At 60.5% G+C, this 19,668-nt stretch carries 14 protein-coding genes and 1 pseudogene; 9 read left to right on the top strand and 6 right to left on the bottom strand.

Annotation, left to right across the window (positions count from 1 at the left end; genetic code table 11):
- Nucleotides 1-42: 42 nt before the first annotated feature.
- A complete protein-coding gene (gene eat, locus CKF42_RS09945; RefSeq protein WP_111208098.1) occupies nt 43-1,407 on the bottom strand; it encodes an ethanolamine permease in 1,365 nt (454 codons plus the stop codon).
- Between the two features lie 250 nt (nt 1,408-1,657).
- Here eat and CKF42_RS09950 point away from each other — a divergent pair, with 250 nt between their 5' ends.
- On the top strand, nt 1,658-2,662 hold the full coding sequence (locus tag CKF42_RS09950; protein WP_009091791.1) for a phosphotransferase enzyme family protein: 1,005 nt from the start codon (nt 1,658-1,660) through the stop codon (nt 2,660-2,662).
- Between the two features lie 183 nt (nt 2,663-2,845).
- Entirely contained in the window at nt 2,846-3,913 is a 1,068-nt protein-coding gene (locus CKF42_RS09955; RefSeq protein WP_046101340.1) for an AraC family transcriptional regulator, read from the top strand.
- Here CKF42_RS09955 and CKF42_RS09960 read toward each other — a convergent pair.
- Nucleotides 3,910-4,221 carry a cell envelope integrity TolA C-terminal domain-containing protein gene (locus tag CKF42_RS09960; protein WP_233501035.1) on the bottom strand — a complete coding sequence of 104 codons (312 nt, stop codon included), beginning with the start codon at nt 4,219-4,221 and terminating at the stop codon, nt 3,910-3,912. The two genes, CKF42_RS09955 and CKF42_RS09960, sit on opposite strands and share 4 nt — an antisense overlap.
- A gap of 278 nt (nt 4,222-4,499) precedes the next feature.
- On the opposite strand from CKF42_RS09960, the pseudogene CKF42_RS21330 reads away from it, so the two are divergent.
- Nucleotides 4,500-4,613, top strand: a pseudogene (locus CKF42_RS21330) (GNA1162 family protein); the annotation flags it as partial.
- Here the strand turns inward: CKF42_RS21330 and CKF42_RS09970 are convergent.
- Together CKF42_RS09970 and sbcD are read right to left on the bottom strand one after the other, a co-directional pair.
- On the bottom strand, nt 4,608-8,282 hold the full coding sequence (locus tag CKF42_RS09970) for an SbcC/MukB-like Walker B domain-containing protein (RefSeq protein ID WP_111208100.1): 3,675 nt from the start codon (nt 8,280-8,282) through the stop codon (nt 4,608-4,610). The pseudogene CKF42_RS21330 and the gene CKF42_RS09970 sit on opposite strands and share 6 nt — an antisense overlap.
- Nucleotides 8,279-9,475 carry an exonuclease subunit SbcD gene (gene sbcD, locus CKF42_RS09975; protein ID WP_111208101.1) on the bottom strand — a complete coding sequence of 399 codons (1,197 nt, stop codon included), beginning with the start codon at nt 9,473-9,475 and terminating at the stop codon, nt 8,279-8,281. Before sbcD ends, CKF42_RS09970 begins: the two co-directional genes overlap by 4 nt.
- A 197-nt stretch (nt 9,476-9,672) precedes the next feature.
- Here sbcD and phoB point away from each other — a divergent pair, with 197 nt between their 5' ends.
- The 6 genes from phoB to proY all read left to right on the top strand — a co-directional run bounded on the left by phoB (nt 9,673) and on the right by proY (nt 17,036).
- Complete coding sequence (phoB, locus tag CKF42_RS09980) at nt 9,673-10,362, top strand: phosphate response regulator transcription factor PhoB (RefSeq protein ID WP_009091780.1); 690 nt, start codon at nt 9,673-9,675, stop codon at nt 10,360-10,362.
- Nucleotides 10,363-10,376: 14 nt separating this feature from the next.
- Entirely contained in the window at nt 10,377-11,690 is a 1,314-nt protein-coding gene (phoR, locus tag CKF42_RS09985; protein WP_009091779.1) for a phosphate regulon sensor histidine kinase PhoR, read from the top strand.
- 19 nt (nt 11,691-11,709) lie between these two features.
- The gene (locus CKF42_RS09990; protein WP_111208111.1) at nt 11,710-12,630 is read left to right on the top strand and encodes a PstS family phosphate ABC transporter substrate-binding protein; all 921 of its coding nucleotides are present in this window, start codon (nt 11,710-11,712) and stop codon (nt 12,628-12,630) included.
- Nucleotides 12,631-12,794: 164 nt separating this feature from the next.
- Nucleotides 12,795-13,901, top strand: a complete 1,107-nt coding sequence (locus CKF42_RS09995) for a cobalamin-independent methionine synthase II family protein (RefSeq protein WP_046101345.1) — start codon at nt 12,795-12,797, stop codon at nt 13,899-13,901.
- A 392-nt stretch (nt 13,902-14,293) separates the two neighbouring features.
- Nucleotides 14,294-15,613, top strand: coding sequence for a branched-chain amino acid transporter carrier protein BrnQ (gene brnQ, locus CKF42_RS10000; RefSeq protein WP_009091772.1), 1,320 nt, complete (start codon nt 14,294-14,296; stop codon nt 15,611-15,613).
- A 70-nt stretch (nt 15,614-15,683) separates the two neighbouring features.
- The gene (proY, locus tag CKF42_RS10005) at nt 15,684-17,036 is read left to right on the top strand and encodes a proline-specific permease ProY (RefSeq protein ID WP_009091770.1); all 1,353 of its coding nucleotides are present in this window, start codon (nt 15,684-15,686) and stop codon (nt 17,034-17,036) included.
- A gap of 392 nt (nt 17,037-17,428) precedes the next feature.
- On the opposite strand, the gene CKF42_RS10010 is transcribed toward proY, so the two are convergent.
- Entirely contained in the window at nt 17,429-18,685 is a 1,257-nt protein-coding gene (locus tag CKF42_RS10010; protein WP_111208102.1) for a histidine-type phosphatase, read from the bottom strand.
- Nucleotides 18,686-19,498, bottom strand: a complete 813-nt coding sequence (locus CKF42_RS10015) for an inositol monophosphatase (RefSeq protein WP_046101347.1) — start codon at nt 19,496-19,498, stop codon at nt 18,686-18,688.
- Nucleotides 19,499-19,668: the final 170 nt, after the last annotated feature.

The raw sequence follows: 19,668 nt of genomic DNA on the forward strand, positions 1-19,668 counted from the left end.
CCAGGCGCTGAGCCGTTGATCCGTCAGCGTTGTTGTGCCAGTTTACTCGCCCACCAGCATACTGTCCTGCGGGGCGCGTCCGCGCTGCGCTTTGGTCGCAAGGAAATAGAGATAGCCCACCACCATAATGGCGACAAACAGCGCGCCAATCACCGGGTTGAACCACAGCATGGCCAGCAGGCAGATGACTGACAGCAGCAGGGCGATGCCCGGCACAATCGGATAGCCCGGCGCACGGAAACTGCGTGCCATCTCTGGCGCGCTGCGGCGCAGCCGGAAGAGGCTGAGCATGCTCATGATGTACATCACGATGGCACCAAACACCGCCATGGTGATCATCGCCGCCGTGAGTGTCATCCCCTGCAGATTGACCACGCCATCGCTGTAGATGGCCGCAATGCCCAGCACGCCGCCGGTAATGATGGCGCGATGCGGGGTCTGAAAACGCGAAAGTTTTGCCAGGGCAGGAGGCAGATAACCCGCGCGGGCCAGCGCAAAGAACTGCCGTGAGTAGCCGAGAATAATGCCGTGGAAGCTGGCAATCAGGCCAAACAGGCCGATCCAGACCAGCATGTGCATCCAGTTTGAGTGCTCCCCGACGATCATTTTCATCGCCTGCGGCAGCGGATCGTTAATGTCAGCCAGTTTGCGCCAGTCGCCCGCACCGCCCGCCATCAGCATCACGCCAATCGCCAGCACCACCAGCGTCAGAATGCCGCTGATGTAGGCGCGGGGAATGGTCCGCGTGGGATCTTTTGCCTCTTCCGCCGCCATTGCCGCGCCTTCAATGGCAAGGAAAAACCAGATGGCAAAAGGGATCGCGGCGAAAATGCCGGAGAAGGCAGGCAGTCCGAAGCTGTCGCTGCCCGCCCAGCCGTGTGCGGCGAAGTTCGCCAGACTGAAACCGGGAGAGACCACGCCCATAAACACCAGCAGTTCGATCACCGCCAGCACCGTCACCACCAGTTCGAACATCGCGGCCAGTTTTACGCCGAGGATATTCAGCGTCATAAACAGCAGGTAGGCGCCGACGGCGGCGGTTTTCGGGTTAAGGTCGGGATATTGCACGTTGAGATAGGCCCCAATCGCCATGGCAATCGCCGGTGGCGCAAAGACAAACTCAATCAGCGTCGCCAGACCGGCAATCAGCCCGCCGGTTTCGCCAAAGGCTCGGCGACTGTAGGCAAACGGCCCGCCCGCATGGGGGATCGCGGTGGTCAGTTCGGTGAAGCTGAAGATAAAACAGGTGTAGAGCGTGGCGATCAGCGCGGTGGTGACCAGGAATCCCAGCGTGCCCGCCACCGCCCAGCCATAACTCCAGCCAAAATATTCGCCTGAGATCACCAGGCCAACCGCAATCCCCCACAGATGCAGGGTGCCCAGCGTGGGCTTGAGTCTGTTTGTCATAACTGCCATCCCCGTCGTTGTTGGTCTTATGCGGCGTTACACCGCCATTACGCTACAGTAGAAGGATGATGCCGCTGCCTTGCGCGCCACGACTTGACGCCAGCGCAGTGACTTCTGTTCTCCAGAGTCAACTCACACGCAACAACCGGGCCAGTTGCACGCTGCGGTCAACTTTGTCTCCTCTGAAGTCAAGCAGCACACACGCTGGCCACGCATGCTGAAATGACGCAAGTGACCAGGAGCCGGACTGATGAGCGCGAAACAATATGACAACCTGACTGATTCCCAACTCACCCTGATGGCGCAGCAGGCGCTGGCCTGTTATCCCGATCCGCTGCAGGGGCAGCTCAGCCTGCTGTGCCGATCGGAGAACGCCACGTTTCTGCTCAGGGCGGCCGGGCAGCGTTATGCGCTGCGGCTGCATCGTGGCGATTACCATCAGAAAGCGGATATCGTCAGTGAACTGCAGTGGCTCGATGCGCTGCGTGAAACCGGCATCATGGTGCCGGAAGCGGTGCCGGATAAAGAGGGTGAACAGGTGCTGACGCTGCGGCTGCCGGATGGCAGCGAGCGTTATGTGGTGCTGTTTCACTGGATCGAGGGCGAGATGCCGACCACCGACGTCGATCCCCGCGCCTTTCAGCAGCTGGGGCAGATCACCGCCCGGCTGCACCAGCAGAGTAAGCAGTGGCAAAAGCCAGCGGGCTTTCAGCGCATTATCTGGGACCACCACACCATGACCAGCGCGGAGAGTCACTGGGGACGCTGGCAGGATGCGCCAAACCTCAACCCTGCCGATCACGGCGTGGTCGAACAGGCGATTGCGCAGGTGGGCGCGGCGATGGCGCAGTTCGGGAAGGGATCGGATCGTTACGGCCTGATCCACGCCGATCTTCGCCTGACCAACCTGCTGCTGCACAAAGGGGAAACGCGGGTGATCGACTTTGATGACTGCGGGCTGGGCTGGTATCTGCACGATCTGGCGGCGGCGATCAGTTTTGTTGAGCACCATCCGCGCGCCCCGGAGTGGATCGATCACTGGATCCGCGGTTATGAGCAGGTGGCGCACATCAGCGATGCGGAGATGGCTATGCTGCCTGCGCTGCTGGTTCAGCGTCGTATTCAGCTCACCGCGTGGGTCGGTTCGCATGCCGAAACGGAAATGGCGCGCAGTCTGGGACCCGAGTGGGCGAGCCATTCAGTGCGTCTCTGCCGCCGTTATCTGGAGGGGGAGCGACTGCCGGTGGGGGTCTGATGCACCAGCGACGGGCGTCGCTGCGCCGCCACAGTGCCCGACAGCCGGGTGGCGCAGCGGAAGAGGCGGCCGGGATGAGGGATGCGGTTGCGCCCGTGCCGCGTGCGGCTGGCTCCGGGAAACTGGTATGGAAATTGCTGTCAGTAACAGGGGTGATCCACCTTTCTACTCACAGAGGCGACCATGAATCCGACACTGATCAAGCCCGATGCGTTTGCTGCCTGCTCGGCAGCCGCAGAAGCTGGCAATCACGGCGTACTGGCTGCGGCAGCGACTGGCCTGAGCGACTTTATTCATACTCAGGGCGGCGATGCGGACCGCATCTTTGGTATCAGCGGCATCGATCCGGAGCGCCTTGCCAGCCCGACGCTGAGCCTCGGGCTGGTTAACTACTGTCGGGTACTGGAAGAGGCGGCCCGACACTCCGGTTCTGATAACTTCGGTTTGCACTACGGCAGGCAGTTTAAACCGCAGTCATTAGGCCTGATTGGCTACATCGGTCTCTGTTCCACCACGCTGGAACAGGCGCTGCACAATGTGGTCAACGCGTTTCCCTGGCATCAGCACGACACGCTGACGCGTCTGGTGGATAAGGGAGAGTGCTGGCGGCTCGACTATCAGGTGCGCCACGGGGCGATTCTGTCGCGCCGTCAGGATGCGGAGCTGACGCTGGGCATGTTTATGAATCTGATCCGCCACGTGGCGGGCAAACACTGGGCGCCGCGCGAAGTGCACTTTGAACATCCGCGCCCCGGCCAGTGGCACGATCACTGCAAAGTCTTTGATGCGCCGGTCTGGTTCGATCAGCCCTTCAATTCACTGGTGATCCCGAAGCGCGATCTGCTGCGCGCCATGCCGGAGAGCGATCCGATCCTGCTGACGGTGATGCAGGATGCGATCCGGCGGCTTAATCGTGGCACGTCGCAGCAGAGCATGATTGAGCAGGCGCGTTCGCAGGTCAATCTGTCGCTGATGCAGGGGGAGCCGGTGCTGGAAGAGGTGGCGGATAAGCTGGGGCTGTCGAGCTGGTCACTGCAGCGGCGGTTGCGCGAAGAGGGCAGCAGCTTTACCGCGCTGGTGGATCAGGTGCGCTGCGAAATGGCGACACACTACCTGCAACAGAAGCAGCTGCCGATTTCAGAAATGGCGCTGCTGCTGGGCTACTCGGAAGTCAGTGCTTTTTCGCGCGCGTTCCGTCGCTGGTTTGGTATCAGTCCGCGTCAGTGGCGTCAGGAGGGGCTGGCCAGCTAACCACGCGGCGCAAAGCCGAACCACGCGGGTTGTCCGGGCTCCGGCGGTGGCGGAAGGCCGCGGGTCTGCGCCACCAGCTGCCATGCGCGCAGGCAGAGCGCTTCATCACCCTGGGTCTGGGTCACCGCATAACGTCCACTCCGTTGCCACTCCATCCGTACCAGACATTGCTGGCCCGCATAACGGGCTGCATCCCGGAAGTCCCGGTTCAGCACCGGCTGCATTTGATGCGTCCAGTGACAGGATTTGCTGTCAGGATCTTTCTCCGGCTGACAGAGGTTTGCCACGCTATCCCGTTGCTTTATCACAGCTTGCTGGCAGGCGCTGAGCGAGATGGCAACAATCACACCCGGCAATATCCGCCTCATTATATTAATCAAATTCATTTAACTGGCCCATCTCCCCTTAAAGATCTTCCGGTCTGCTGCCGACAGTCTACAGACCGGCCTGCTGAATGCTATGGCATTCCTCCGACTGTCAGCAGAACCAGAATTTACCGCCCCGGTGCGGACGATCTCTCTTTCACGTTTTGGATGAGAAAGGCAGAACACAGGCCTTTGCGGCACTCTCCCGGTTGACGGCGGGCAGTGCCTTCCATGCCAGCAAACCCGCCTCGATTCTGGTGCTGCCTGCGGATAACGGCTCGCCGGATGTCAGCGCCGCGCATCGCTTAACCTCCCGGCTGACGCGCCCGTTATCCCTGGGGCAGCTCCAGCTGGCTGTAACCCAATCCGTTCATCTTGCGCACTTTAATCTGCACCGGGATGCGCTCCTTCATCGCCTCAACGTGGCTGATCACCCCGATGGTTTTGCCGCTGGCGTTGAGCGCATCCAGGGCATCCAGCGCGGTGTCGAGCGTCTGGGCATCCAGCGTGCCGAATCCTTCATCCAGAAACAGCGATTCGATGCGCGTTTTGTGGCTCACCAGATCGGATAACGCCAGGGCCAGCGCCAGACTGACTAGGAAGCTCTCCCCGCCCGACAGGGTGCGGGTATCGCGCGCGGCATCAGCCTGCCAGGTGTCAACCACATCCAGCTCCAGCTGATCCTGCGCCCGCCGCTGCAGCAGATAGCGGCCGTGTAGCCGGTCGAGCTGACGGTTAGCGAGCGCGACCAGATGATCCAGCGTTAGTCCCTGGGCGAAACGCCGGAATTTATCGCCGCTGGCGGAGCCGATCAGGTCGTTGAGCAGGCTCCACTGCGCCAGCGCCACCCCATCCTGTTCTATCTGTGTCATCAGACTCTGCTGCCGGGCACGCAGGCTGGCGTCGCTGTGCAGCTGCTGCTGAATCTGACCCTGCTGGCTGGCGTTGTCGCGCAGCGCCAGCCGTAACTGCTCCAGCTGCTGCGCCAGCGCCTCGGCAGATTCCGGCATCGCGTCGGGCTTTGCCTGCTGATGGGTGCTGAGCCGCTGACGCAGATCCGCCCGTCGCGCCTGCTGCTGCTGGTACTGCTGATCGAGCTGTTGCAGCTGCTGGCGCAGTTGCAGCGCACTCTGCTCATCCAGCAGCGCCGCGCGCAGGCTGGCTTCATCGGCAAATCCGGCGCGCTCCAGTGCCTGCTGCAGTGTGCTTTCCGCCTCTGCCAGTTTGCTGCTGAGGGTCTGACGCTGATTTTCCAGCCCCGCCAGCTCACCCTGCAGGCGACTGACCTCGGCCTGCGCCTGTTGCAGGGCGGTGAGCTGCTGTGCCAGCTGTTCATCGGCGTGCTGAACGCGGGCCTGCAGCTGCTGACGGGCGAGGGTGACCTCGCGATCGCCAAACAGCGCCAGACGCTGCTGACGCATTTCGCTGAGCTGCGCCTGGCTCTGCTGCTGCTGCTGCAGACGAGTCGTGAGCTGCTGCTGTTCCTGTTCAGCCTGCTGCTGCAGGGCAGTGAGCTGGGTTTCCCCTTTCAACAGCTGTGGCTGCAGGTTAGCGAGCAACTGCTCACTCTCCTGCCAGCGCTGCCAGCGCCGCTGTTGCTCCGCCAGCCACGCAGCGCGATCGGCGGCAGCGGGCAGGGCAAGATGGTGTGCGCTGAACTGCTGCTCCAGACGGCTCTGCAACTGCTCCCAGGCCTGCTGTTCCTGCTGCTGACGCTGTTGCAGCACATCCAGCGCCTGTAGCAGGCTGGTCAGGGACTGCTGCGCCAGCTGTTCGGCCTGCTGCTGCTGCTGCCAGGCCTGTAGCTGCTGAAGATGGTGATCTTTCGCAGCCTGAAGGGCCTGTTCAGCGGCTTCCTGAGCCTGTCGCTGCTGCTCAAGCTGACTTTCACGGTCGCTTTGCTGCTGCTGCCACGTGGCTAAGGCCTCGCGATCGGCAAGCGGGAAAGTAAGTGCCAGCTCACCGCTCAGAACCTGCCATTGCTGCTCAAGCTGCTCAAGCTGTTGCTGCATCCCGGCGATTTCCTCGCGCAGCGTCTGCTGCTGTACCGCAGACTGCTTCAGCTGTTCGTTTTTTGCCGTGCCCGCTTCGCGCAGTGCCTCGGTTTGTTGTTGCAGCGCAGCCCGGCGCTGCTGATTAGCACTGACTTCCAGTGTGCTGTAGGCCCCGACGGCGGGATGGGTGCAGGAGCCGCACAGCGGGCAGGGCTGATCGGCGGTGAGTCGGGCGCGGTAGTCGCTGAGATCGACAATCTGCTGCTCCAGCGCGCAGATTTTTTCCACATCATCCAGCTGCTGTTTTTCGCGTTTCCACGTCTCACGCAGCGTCTGCAATTCCGCTTCACTCTGCTGATGCGCTTTTTCCAGCGCGTGTAGCCTTTGCTGGCGCTGGTCCAGCTGCTGGTGCAGCGGCTGCCACTGCGTTGAGAGCAGCAGCAGTTGCTGACGCGCCGGACGGCTGCTCTGCAACTGGCTTAACGCCTGACGCAGTGCAGCAGGCGGATGCTGCTCCTGAAGCGAAGTTAGTGCTTGCTCCGCCTGCGACAGCGCCTGGCGGGCCTGTTGCTCCGCCTGCTGGCGCGACAGTGCCTGTCGGGCCAGCTGCTGCTGTTCCGCCTGCTGGGTGGCGATCTGCTGCTGCTGCTGATTGCGCTGTTGTGTCAGTCCCGCCAGCGTCGCTTCACGCTGTGCCAGCAGGGCAAAGTTCTCCTGCCACAGCGGCAGCGAAGCCCCCCAGTGCGCCAGATCGGTCAACTGCTCACGTAACTGATGCTGTTCTGCCATCGCCTGCTTCAGGCGGGTCACCTGACGGGTCTGCTCCGCCAGGGTTGCCTGGGTCTGCTCAAGATGCTGTTGCTGACGGGCGTTTTCCTGCTGCTGCTCCTCATTGTGCTGCTGCAGGGCGCTGATGCGCTGATCCAGCGGCAACACCTGTTCCATCAGCAGGGTCTCCTGCTGCTGCTGTTCCTGCTGTGCCTGCTGGCGGGCAAGCTGGGTGGCCGCATAGCGCTGCTGATGCTGCTGATGCTGGCTCTGCGCCTGCTGCTGCTGATCCGTCAGCTGCTGACAGCGATGCGAGACCTGCTGCTGCTCGGTACGCAGGGCGTCGCGCTGCTGCAGCGCGCCTCGCAGTTTTTCAGCCGGTTCGCTGCGTGCCAGCCGCTGGCGATCGGGCTCAGCGGCCTGTAAGGCCGCGCTGGCCTGCTGCACCGCCGCCTCCGCCTGCTCACTCTCCCGCTGCAGCTGCTGTACCTGTTGCTGCCACTGCTGTTGCTGCTGCGCCTGCTGATAGTGGCTGCTGAGCTGCTGTTCCGCCTGGGTCAGCCCGGTCAGCTGCTGTTGCAGCGCCTCGCGCGCTTCACTCTCCAGCAGGGTCATCGCGCCTGCCTGGCTGCGCAGCAGGTCCAGCTGGGTTTTCGCCTCTTTGTGGCGCTCATAAATGGCGGCTGAGATCAGGCCGTAGATTTCGGTGCCGGTCAGCTCTTCGAGAAGTTCGGCGCGTTCACTGGCTCTGGCATTGAGAAACGCGGCGAACTGGCCCTGAGAGAGCATCATCGAGCGGGTAAAGCGTTCAAAATCGAGCCCGGAGAGGGTTTCCGTCAGCTTCAGCTTGTCACCCACCTTATCGGCCACGATGGTGTTGTCGGCGCAGCGTGCCAGCTCAACGCGCGGGGCCTGCAGCTTGCCGTCGGCGGCACCGCGCGCGCGGTTCTGACTCCAGAAGGCGCGCCAGGCTTCACCCTTAATCTCAAACTCCACCTCAGCCAGACACTCCGCGCAGTCGCGGGTCATCAGCGGGTTCTGGCTCTGGGAGATCGCGCCCAGGCGCGGCGTCTGGTGGTAGAGCGCCAGGCAGATGGCATCCAGCAGGGTGGTTTTCCCGGCACCGGTGGCACCGGTAATGGCGAACAGGCCGTTGCTGGCAAAAGGTTCGGCGCGGAAATCGATAAACCATTCACCGCGCAGGGCATTCAGATTTTTAAAACGTAGCGTAAGGATCTTCATTGGGTCTCTTCCATGGCGGCCAGCGTCTGACGAAACAGGGTGGTCATCTGATCGATCTGCTCCGCCTCTAAGCCCTCATCCAGCGCCAGCCGGCGGGCGAAGACCTCTTCCACCTTCAGCTCGCTCAGGGTTTCATTGTCAAGCCGCGCCAGGCTCTGCTGCCGCTGTTCACGGCTGCGGCGCAACAGCAGCACCTCGACGGGCAGCATGGCGGTCAGCGTTTCCACCTGCCGTTGCAGATCGCTGAGGTACTCCTGGGTCGTGACTTCGATATCGAGCCAGATCGGTTTCTCCGGCTGCTGCCCGCTGAAGGCGTTTAACTGTTCAGCAATCTGCGCCAGCGATCCTTTCAGCGCCTGCATCGGCTGAGTCTGCGGCACCACCAGCGGGGTAACCGCCTGCAGGCCGCTGGCCGTCAGCTCCAGCAGGAAGACGCTTTTTTCACTGCTCAGCTCATCAAAACTCAGCGGGATTGGTGAGCCGCTGTAGCGGATATGCTCGCTGCCGGCGACGCGCTGCGCGCGATGAATATGGCCCAGCGCAATGTAGTCGGCGGCGGGAAAGGCACTGGCCGGGAAGGCGTCCAGCGTGCCGATATAGATGTCACGCACCGAATCGCTCTGGCTGACGCCGACGGTGGTGAGGTGACCGGTGGCGATCACCGGTAGCGCATGGCCCAGTGCCTGTGCTGCGGCGAAACGCTGCTGATAGTGGTGAGCGATCGCCTCCAGCAGCGAGGTCTGTTTGTCGCGTCCCGACTGACCCGCCCGGCTGCGCAGGATGTCGCGCGGACGCAGGTAGGGAATCGCACAGAGCAGCGCCCCCGGTTCACCCTGACGGGTGTTGAGCAGCAGCACATCATCGTCCTGCGGGGTGGCGATCACCCGGGTATTGAGACAGGCGAGCAGCTCGCGCGACTCATTCAGCGTCGCCACGGAGTCGTGGTTGCCCGCCAGCACAATCAGCTGACAGCCGCTGGGCTGCAGCGCCACCACAAAACGGTTGAACATTTCGCGCGCGTAGCTGGGCGGCGTGCCGGTATCAAACAGATCGCCCGCAATTATCAGCGCATCCACCTGATGCTGTTCAATCTGGATCAACAGCCAGTCGAGAAACGCCTGATGTTCGGCCGCCCGGCTTTTGTTGTAGAAGAACTGCCCCAGATGCCAGTCCGCAGTGTGAATAATGCGCATGATGAGTCCCTGCCGTTGTGATTCGCCCGGCGATTATACTGGCTCTGCGGCCAAAGCAAAAAAGAGTCGCTGCACTGTCATAATTGATTACCTATGTGGTTACAGGCAGGTTATGTTTTTCATAAAAGTGTCACAAATCTGACGCATAATGGCGCCGCGAATCTCAGTGACAGCCGTCATAATCAGCAGGAGAAATAATGGCTAAGCGCATTTTGGTTGTGGAGGATGAAGCCCCCATCCGTGAAATGTTGTGTTTTGTTCTGGAGCAGAACGACTATCAGCCAATCGAGGCGGAAGATTATGACAGCGCCGTGGCCAGGCTGATCGAACCCTGGCCCGATCTGATTCTGCTGGACTGGATGTTACCGGGCGGCAGCGGTATTCAGTTTATCAAACACCTGAAGCGTGAGGCGATGACGCGCGACATTCCGGTCATGATGCTCACCGCCCGTGGCGAAGAGGAAGATCGGGTGCGCGGGCTGGAAGTGGGCGCGGATGACTACATTACCAAGCCTTTTTCCCCCAAAGAGCTGATGGCGCGCATTAAAGCGGTGATGCGCCGTATTTCACCAATGGCGGTGGAAGAGGTGATCGAGATGCAGGGGCTGAGTCTGGACCCCTCGTCGCATCGCGTGATGTCCGAAACCACGCCGCTGGAGATGGGCCCGACCGAATATAAGCTGCTGCACTTCTTTATGACGCACCCGGAGCGCGTTTACAGCCGCGAACAGCTGCTGAACCACGTCTGGGGCACCAATGTGTATGTGGAAGATCGCACCGTTGATGTTCACATCCGCCGTTTACGTAAAGCGCTGGAGATCTCCGGCCACGATCGCATGGTACAAACCGTTCGCGGAACAGGGTATCGTTTCTCTGCCCGCTACTGAACGGAGCCTTTACCGTGCTGGAACGCCTCTCCTGGAAGAGATTACTGACAGAACTGCTGCTGGCCTGTCTGCCCGCGCTGCTGCCGGGCCTGCTGTTTGGCGGGCTGGCCTGGTGGCTGCTGCTGAGCGTGCTGCTGGTGCTGCTGTGGCATTTTCATAATCTGATGCGGCTGTCACACTGGCTGTGGCTCGACCGCACCATGACGCCCCCTGCCGGGCGTGCCAGCTGGGAGCCGCTCTTCTATGGGCTTTACCAGATGCAGCTGCGCAACCGGCGGCGGCGGCGCGAACTGGGCAATCTGATCAAGCGTTTCCGCAGCGGTGCCGAATCGCTGCCGGATGCGGTGATCCTCACCACCGAAGAGGGCACCATTTTCTGGTGCAACGGACTGGCGCAGCAGCACCTTGGCCTGCGCTGGCCGGAAGATAATGGCCAGAACATCCTCAACCTGCTGCGTTACCCCGAATTCTCCCGCTATCTTCGCCAGCGCGATTTTGATAAACCGTTGACGCTGGTGCTGAACAATAAACTGCACATGGAATTTCGCGTCATGCCCTACAGTGAAGGGCAGTGGCTGCTGGTGGCGCGCGATGTGACGCAGATGCATCAGCTGGAAGGGGCGCGCCGCAACTTCTTTGCCAATGTCAGCCATGAGCTGCGCACCCCGCTTACGGTGCTGCAGGGCTATCTGGAGATGATGAACGACTCGGTGATGAGCGAACCTTCGCGCAGCAAAGCGCTGCACACCATGTCGGAGCAGACGCGCCGCATGGACAGCCTGGTTAAGCAGCTGCTGACGCTGTCGCGCATCGAAGCGGCCCCGGCGATCGACCTGAAAGAGAAGGTCGATGTGCCGGTGATGCTGAAACTGCTGCAGCATGAAGCCGCGACGCTGAGCGGCGGCCGCCACGACATCCATTTCCACACCGATCCCCATCTGAAAGTGTTCGGCAACGATGAACAGCTGCGCAGCGCCATCTCCAATCTGGTTTACAACGCGGTGAACCACACGCCAGAGGGCACGCGGATCGATATCAGCTGGCTGCGCGGCAAACAGGGCGCGATTTTCCGGGTCTGTGACAACGGGCCGGGGATCGCGCCGGAACACATCCCGCGGCTGACCGAGCGCTTCTACCGGGTTGACAAGGCGCGCTCACGCGCCACCGGTGGCAGCGGGCTGGGGCTGGCGATTGTGAAACATGCCCTGAGCCACCACAACGCGCGGCTCGATATCACCAGCGTGCCGCATAAGGAGACCTGCTTTACCTTTACGCTGCCAGCAAGGTTGATTGTCAGCAGCGTGATGCAGGAGAATGCCGTTCATTAACCGCTGCCGGAACTCTGCCATGCGCCTGCTTCTTCTCTTCCTCATTACGCTGCTGCCGGGTCTGGCGCTGGCTCAGCCCGGCACGCTCGCCGGCAATCTCAGCAGTGTCGGGTCTGATACGCTGGGCTATCTGATGACCCTCTGGAGCGAGGATTTCAGCCGTCAGGCTCCGGGCGTCAACGTGCAGGTGCAGGCCTCCGGCTCCTCTACGGCCCCGACCGCGCTGGCGGCGGGGGCGGCGCAACTCGGCCCGATGAGCCGCCCGATGCAGGCGGATGAACGCCAGGCGTTTGAAGCGCGCTACGGCTACCCGCCGCTGGCGGTTCCGGTGGCCATGGATGCGCTGGTCGTCGTGGTCAACCAGCGTAATCCGCTGCAGCAGATTGCGCCCTCGCAGCTTGATGCCCTCTTTTCAGTGACCCGCCTGTGCGGTGCACACAGCGTGCCGCGGTTCTGGGGCGATCTTGGCTTAACCGGCGCTGAGTGGCGTAAACGGCCGATTCAGCGCTATGGCCGCAACTCCGCCTCCGGCACCTGGGGTTTCTTCAAGCAGCAGGCGCTCTGCAAGGGCGATTTTCGCCGCGACGTGGCGGAGTTTCCCGGCTCGGCTGCGGTGGTGCAGGCGGTAGCCGGTAACCCGCGCAGCATTGGCTACGCCAGTTTTGGCTTTCATCTCAGCGGCGTCAAAATGCTGGCGGTGATGAACGATCAGAGGCAGGCGATTGCCCCGGATGCGGAGGCTATCCGCAGTGGCCGCTATCCCTGGGCGCGTCCGCTCTATCTCTATGTCAATAAAGCGCCCGGTAAGCCGCTGCCGCCGCTGGTGGCCGCGTTTCTGCAGCAGGTGCTTTCTGCGCAGGGACAGCGTCGGGTTAGTGAGGCGGGCTACCTGCCGCTCTCTGACACGCAGATGGCGCAGGCACGTGCAGCCCTGCAGTAATCCTCTAAGTTGAATTTTTTTCATCATCGCTGAATTTTCTTCAGTTGCAGACTTAGGCCACTCATGTCACTCTGCATTCAGACATATAGCCATCCAGATGGCTATTTATATCAGAATGCAATTATTTCCTGCCGCAATGATTGGCAGGAGAGACAGGAGTGATCATGCAAAGAGAAACCGCCCCGTTCCGTGCCGATACCGTTGGCAGCTTCCTCCGTCCCGCTGCGATTAAACAGGCGCGCGAACAGTTTGCGGCCGGCGAGATTGATGCGGCAGCGCTGCGTCAGGTGGAAGATGAGGCCATCCGTGATGTGGTGGCTAAGCAGCGTGAGAACGGCCTGAAAGTCGTGACTGACGGTGAGTTTCGTCGCGGCTGGTGGCACTTCGATTTTTTCTACGGCCTGGACGGCGTCGAGAGCTATGAAGCGGAGCAGGGCATTCAGTTCAATGGCGTGCAGACCAAAGCGCACGGTGTGAAAGTGGTAAGTAAGCTCGGCTTTCCGGCCGATCACCCGATGCTGGACCATTTCCGCTTCCTGCAGAGCATTGCCGGTGATGCGGTGCCGAAGATGACCATTCCCAGCCCCAGCGTGCTGCACTTCCGTGGCGGTCGCAAAGTGATCGACGCGGAGGTCTATCCCGATCTGGCGGACTATTTCGACGATCTGGCGCAGACCTACAAACAGGCGATTCAGGCGTTTTACGCGGCGGGCTGTCGCTATCTGCAGCTGGATGACACCGTCTGGGCTTACCTCTGCTCGGAAGATCAGAAGCGGGATATCCGGGCGCGTGGTGACGATCCGGCGCAGCTGGCGCAGACCTATGCCCGGGTGCTGAACAAAGCGCTGGAGGATAAACCGGCCGATCTGACCGTGGGTCTGCATGTCTGTCGCGGTAATTTCCGCTCAACCTGGATCTCAGAGGGCGGTTACGGACCGGTCGCTGAAATCCTGTTCGGCAGCGTCAACGTAGATGCTTTCTTCCTGGAGTATGACAATGCCCGTTCCGGCGGCTTCGAGCCTCTGCGCTTTATCAAGCCCGGTCATCAGCAGGTGGTGCTGGGGCTGATCACCACGAAAGTGGGAGAGCTGGAAGATCCGGCGCAGGTGAAATCCCGGCTGGAAGAGGCGGCGCAGTTTGTGAGTCTGGAGCAGATCTGCCTCAGCCCGCAGTGCGGCTTTGCGTCGACCGAAGAGGGCAACAGCCTCAGCGAAGCTGAGCAGTGGCAGAAGATTCGACTGGTTGTCGATATCGCGAAACAGGTCTGGTAAGGCTGTAACGTTGTGCAGACAGGCGCGTAAAACGCGCCTTTTGTGTATCTGCCGGTGCGTTTATGCGGACATTTCCCACCGTCTGTCTGTTTTTCAGGCACATCATCTTGTGTGCCTGTGCCAAAAATCAACGCTATCCTCTGTCATTTGAAAAAATGGCGGGATAAGCTTCTGGTTTTCCGATCCCGTATTGCCTTTCTCCGCTATAAACGTTTTACTTAGCGCCGTTGTCGATCCATCCCTCTGTGAACAGAATAAAAGCAGCTCAAATCACCTGCACTTTTCCCTGCGACGAGCATAATGCGCTGAGACACTCAGTCAGGTCGCGGCTTATATGCAGCGAGGGGGACAACACAAACCCAACTTCCACCGCAACATCAGTGACAGGCCGTATGACACATCGTTTAACTTCGAAGGACATTCTCGCGCTGGGCTTTATGACATTCGCCCTGTTTGTTGGCGCGGGCAACATCATTTTCCCTCCTATGGTTGGTATTCAGTCTGGCGAACACGTCTGGACTGCCGCTATCGGATTTCTGCTTACCGCTGTGGGTCTGCCCGTGATGACCGTGATCGCGCTGGCCCGTGTCGGCGGTGGCGTGGATGCGCTCAGCAGCCCGATCGGCAAGGTGGCGGGCATCGTGCTGGCCACCGTCTGCTATCTGGCGGTCGGGCCTCTGTTTGCCACCCCGCGAACGGCGACGGTCTCGTTTGAGATGGGCATCGCCCCCCTGACCGGTGAAGGCGCGCTGCCGCTGTTTATCTACAGCCTGATCTACTTTGTGCTGGTGATTGGCGTGTCGCTCTATCCCGGCAAGCTGCTCGATACGGTAGGGCACTTCCTGGCACCCCTGAAAATCGTTGCGCTGACCATACTGGGCGTCGCCGCGCTGTTGTGGCCGGCAGGCGGGACGATCACCGCCACGGCTGATTATCAGCGAGCGGCCTTCTCCAGCGGTTTCGTCAACGGTTACCTGACCATGGATACCCTGGGCGCGCTGGTGTTTGGCATCGTGATTGTTAACGCCGCCCGTTCGCGTGGCGTGGACAATGCCGCACTGCTGACCCGCTATACCGTACTGGCAGGACTGATTGCCGGTCTGGGCCTGACGCTGGTCTACCTCTGCCTGTTTAAACTGGGGGCGGGCAGCGGCGCGCTGGTGGATCAAAACGCTAACGGCGCAGCGATTCTGCACGCCTATGTTCAGCACACCTTTGGCAACATGGGCAGCTTCTTCCTGGCCGCTCTGATCTTCGTCGCCTGCATGGTGACCGCGGTGGGCCTGACCTGTGCCTGTGCGGAATTTTTTGCGCAATACCTGCCGTTATCGTATAAAACGCTGGTGTTTATTCTGGGTCTGTTCTCTATGGTGGTGTCGAATCTCGGCCTGAGCCACCTGATTCAGATCTCCATCCCGGTACTGACGGCGATCTATCCGCCCTGTATCGTGCTGGTAGTGCTGAGTTTCACCCTCAACTGGTGGAACAAGAGCAGCCGGATTATCGCGCCTGCAATGCTGGTAAGCCTGCTGTTTGGCATTGTCGATGCGATTAAAACGACCGGGTTTAAAGATTTGCTGCCGGCTTTCAGCCAGCATCTGCCGCTGGCTGACCAGGGTCTCGCCTGGCTGCCGCCGTCGCTGGTGATGCTGTTGATTGCCGCTGTGGTTGATCGGGTGAAAGGGCCTGAACAGGTAACGGCTCACTCGTAACAGTCAGCACGGTTTTTTCTTTAACCACGGGCTTGCCCGTGGTTTTTTCATTTCACAGGTACAGGTTGTTATGCAAGAAACCAATAAGCTCAAACGCGGACTGAGCACGCGCCACATCCGCTTTATGGCGCTGGGATCGGCGATTGGCACCGGGCTCTTTTACGGTTCCGCTGACGCGATTAAAATGGCCGGGCCGAGCGTGCTGCTCGCCTATATCATCGGCGGGGCAGTGGCTTACATCATCATGCGCGCGCTGGGTGAGATGTCGGTCAATAATCCTCAGGCCAGCTCCTTCTCCCGTTACGCCCAGGACTATCTGGGGCCGATGGCCGGATACATCACCGGCTGGACCTACTGTTTTGAAATCCTGATTGTGGCGATTGCCGATGTGACGGCGTTTGGCATCTATATGGGCGTCTGGTTCCCGGAGGTGCCGCACTGGATCTGGGTGCTGAGCGTGGTGCTGATCATCGGGGCGGTTAACCTGATGAGCGTCAGGGTGTTTGGCGAGGTGGAGTTCTGGTTCTCCTTCTTCAAGGTCGCCACCATTATCGTGATGATTCTGGCCGGTTTCGGCATGATTATCTGGGGGATTGGCAACGGCGGCCAGCCAACCGGTATTCACAACCTCTGGACCAACGGCGGCTTCTTCGCTCACGGCGTGGTCGGCATGCTGCTGTCGCTGCAGATGGTGATGTTCGCCTACGGCGGCATCGAAATCATCGGCATCACCGCCGGGGAAGCGAAAGAGCCGGAGAAGTCGATTCCGCGCGCGATCAACTCGGTGCCATGGCGCATTCTGGTCTTTTATGTCGGCACGCTGTTTGTGATTATGTCGATCTACCCGTGGAACCAGGTGGGGACATCGGGCAGCCCGTTTGTGCTGACCTTCCAGCATCTGGGGATCGCCGCAGCCGCCTCGATTCTCAACTTCGTGGTGCTGACCGCGTCACTTTCCGCGATTAACAGCGATGTCTTTGGCGTGGGCCGTATGCTGCACGGCATGGCGCAGCAGGGACATGCGCCGAAGGTCTTCATGAAGGTTTCCGCACGCGGCATTCCGTGGGTGACGGTCGTGGTGATGATGTTCGCCATGCTGATCGCGGTCTATCTCAACTACCTGATGCCAGAGAAAGTCTTCCTGGTGATCGCCTCGCTGGCGACCTTTGCTACGGTGTGGGTCTGGATCATGATCCTGCTGTCGCAGATCGCGTTCCGTCGCAAAATTGGCAAAGAGGCGGCCGGTAAGCTACTGTTCGCCTTGCCGGGCGGTAGCTGGACCGCTGGCGTCGGCGTCGCCTTCCTCTGCTTTATTATCGGCCTGATTGGTTATTTCCCCGATACCCGCATTTCACTCTACGTAGGTATGGTGTGGATTGTGCTGCTGCTGCTGGGCTATAAGCTGGTGCGCAAGCCACGCTAATCTTCCGTTCTGCTCTCCCGATTCACGGGGGAGCAGAACCGGCTATCTCCCGCCTTCATTCTCTTTTCCTCCCGCCTTAATTTCTCAAAGGATGCGCAGTCAGCGCAGAATAAAAGTATTTCCCGGCAGACGGCGTCAGACAGGCCTGAATGGCCAGAGAAGGGGAGGGTAAAAGGAAATAAAAAACGGCGAAACCAGTCGCCGAAAGAATCTAAATATTACAGGAAAAAATGTATAAAGGGATGATTGACGGGGCTATCGTAAAACAAAACGCGGGGCGCTGAAAGCCAGCCGGAATTAATTAAGAAAAGGGCGGAATAGCGCTAATTAACAGGGGTTAACATTATTCAGACCGCGTTTTTGTTGCGGCCTGAATATGATTAGCCACAGACTCAGGGCAATATAACGGAAACCGGCAGCGTGGCGCTGTTGTCGATGTTTTTCTGCAGTTGTGTCAGCGTGGATTGATAAGGGCAGAGCAGGCCCACACTGGTATCCCTGCAGCCAGGCTGATGCCACGCCTGATGTAATAACGGGTGTTTTTCATCAACCGGTTGCAGCCGGCGGAGATCATCCAGGCTTTGCGCCTGAAAGTAGATTTGCAAAAAACGTTCCCCACTTTGCGTGTCGCGCCAGCGCTCCAGCACCAGGCTGCCGCCCGGCGGAATATTCCCGCGTGAATAGCCTGGCAACGCCCAGTCAAAGCCCATCAGCGTGCGCACCATGGCAATATTGGTGTCGTGCGCCACCAGAATTAACCAGCGGGTCGGCGACGTATCGGAGCCAATCGCCTGCAGCATTGTGCTGAGCAGGATCGAGCCACGCCGCTGGGCCAGATAAAGGATATCGTTACTGAGGTCGTAGTTTGCGGTCAGCAGTGGCAGCAGCGAGGTGATCTGCGCCGCCGAGGTGATGTGTCCCCAGGCGAGCTGATTAGACGGCAGATTTTCGCTGTAGCCCAGGCGCAGCGTCTCCACCATGCTGGCCATCGCGCTCAGCCCCTCAACGTAACTGCCGCCGTCGCGGGTCTGTCTGAACTGCCAGGGGCGATCGAAGAACGTGCAGCGGGACGCAGGCGGGCAGACCGCCGCTCTGAGCTGCTGAATTGCCGGTTGCAGCTGCTTTTGCCGCTGTGCCAGATCGCCTGCCTTCTGCTGCTTAGCCGCCAGCGCCCGGGCGGGATCGATGTGGGTGAGGGGCAGTTTGTCGCTCTGAAACAGGGGATCGACCTCGCCCGCGACGTGATGCACCGGCACGCCGCAGCCGGGAAAGGCGCCGTCAGTCAGTGCCGCCGCGGTGGCGCGGGTGCGCTGCAACGGACTGGCCCGCACGTAGACCTGCGCCGCATCGGGGCAGCCCGCCGCCAGCAGGCCGAGCTGGCGATAGTGTTCGCCCTGCCAGCGCCCCTTATTCACGACCGCGCTGTAGCCATGTCCGGTCAGCTCCCCATCGGCGGTGGTCCACACCGTCCAGGATTGCTCACTGGCCGCCTCAATCTCTTTGCGGTTTCCCGGCGTCGGTGGTCGGACGCCGTGGCGGCTCAGCTCGACCACCTTCTCCAGCTGATACTCAGCCGCCTGTGACGTCGTGCTCAGCAGACAGAGAGCGGTAAGAATAAGGGCGCACCGACGCAGCCGTAACCGGATCATCTACTCATCCAGAGCGGGATTACCCGTCAGCGCTTTAATCTGTGGATAGAGGGCCGCATTGGCCAACAGAACCGGATTACCGTTTTTCAGCCCATCGTTACGCAGGTAGTCGTTGGTGACGCCGCCCGCTTCGCGCATCAGGACAATGCCCGGCAGACTATCCCAGGGATGCATGTGCGCTTCGTAATAGCCAATCAGGCGTCCAGCAGCAGCCCAGGCGCTGGTCAGCGCGCCGGACCCCACCCGAATAAACATGCCACCCTGCTCAATCAGGCCGGTGATGAGGCGCGAGACGCTTTCGCCGCCGGTGCGGCTGGAGTTGCTGATACCCAGCAGCCCCTCGTTAAGCCGCTCTGCCGCATGGACCTGCAGGCGGCTTTCGTTAAGCCACGCCCCGTGGTTTTTGCGGGCATGAAACAGCTCCTGATGATTGGGGTCGCAGATCACGCCGATCACCGGTTCGCCCTCGCAGACCACCGCCAGCGACACGCACCAGTTAGGCAGGCCGTTGACGAAGCAGGCGGTGCCGTCGATGGGATCGATGACCCAGACAAAAGGGGCGCCCTGAACCTCGCCACCGCTCTCTTCGCCATAGACGGCATCGTCAGGAAAACGTTCAGCGATTAATGTTTTAAGCAGCGCTTCCACGTTGCGGTCAGCCTCGCTCACCACATCCTGTAAATCCCTTTTGTGTTCCACCACCAGTGTCTGACGCTGCTGATACCATGACAGGGCCCGGCTGCCCGCCGCACGGGCGATGTCGCAGGCGTAACGGTAACGCGCGTCAATTTCAGATTGCGAAGCGGATGACATCTTTTCCTCTTATGATTTTGTGCCATAACGAACGGAGGGCGCGCCTGAACAGGCGGTCTGGCTGTGCTGTTAACGTAACTATTGTTAAGAAAGGCTTCATTAAGCCGCAGTTAGCGGGCAATGGCAAGATGGCGCAGGGGCGGACGACGGGCTTTTTCAGCGGGCAGGCG

This window comes from Pantoea sp. ARC270, from assembly GCF_003236725.1.
Lineage (GTDB): Bacteria > Pseudomonadota > Gammaproteobacteria > Enterobacterales > Enterobacteriaceae > Pantoea > Pantoea anthophila.

Excerpts from the sequence above, each read along its gene's own strand:
- CKF42_RS09970 (WP_111208100.1), bottom strand. The coding sequence starts at position 8,282 with ATGAAGATCCTTACGCTACGTTTTAAAAATCTGAATGCCCTGCGCGGT.
- proY (WP_009091770.1), top strand. The coding sequence starts at position 15,684 with ATGCAAGAAACCAATAAGCTCAAACGCGGACTGAGCACGCGCCACATC.
- CKF42_RS09950 (WP_009091791.1), top strand. The coding sequence starts at position 1,658 with ATGAGCGCGAAACAATATGACAACCTGACTGATTCCCAACTCACCCTG.
- eat (WP_111208098.1), bottom strand. The coding sequence starts at position 1,407 with ATGACAAACAGACTCAAGCCCACGCTGGGCACCCTGCATCTGTGGGGG.
- CKF42_RS09995 (WP_046101345.1), top strand. The coding sequence starts at position 12,795 with ATGCAAAGAGAAACCGCCCCGTTCCGTGCCGATACCGTTGGCAGCTTC.
- CKF42_RS09955 (WP_046101340.1), top strand. The coding sequence starts at position 2,846 with ATGAATCCGACACTGATCAAGCCCGATGCGTTTGCTGCCTGCTCGGCA.
- CKF42_RS10010 (WP_111208102.1), bottom strand. The coding sequence starts at position 18,685 with ATGATCCGGTTACGGCTGCGTCGGTGCGCCCTTATTCTTACCGCTCTC.
- CKF42_RS10015 (WP_046101347.1), bottom strand. The coding sequence starts at position 19,498 with ATGTCATCCGCTTCGCAATCTGAAATTGACGCGCGTTACCGTTACGCC.
- brnQ (WP_009091772.1), top strand. The coding sequence starts at position 14,294 with ATGACACATCGTTTAACTTCGAAGGACATTCTCGCGCTGGGCTTTATG.
- phoB (WP_009091780.1), top strand. The coding sequence starts at position 9,673 with ATGGCTAAGCGCATTTTGGTTGTGGAGGATGAAGCCCCCATCCGTGAA.
- sbcD (WP_111208101.1), bottom strand. The coding sequence starts at position 9,475 with ATGCGCATTATTCACACTGCGGACTGGCATCTGGGGCAGTTCTTCTAC.
- CKF42_RS09990 (WP_111208111.1), top strand. The coding sequence starts at position 11,710 with ATGCGCCTGCTTCTTCTCTTCCTCATTACGCTGCTGCCGGGTCTGGCG.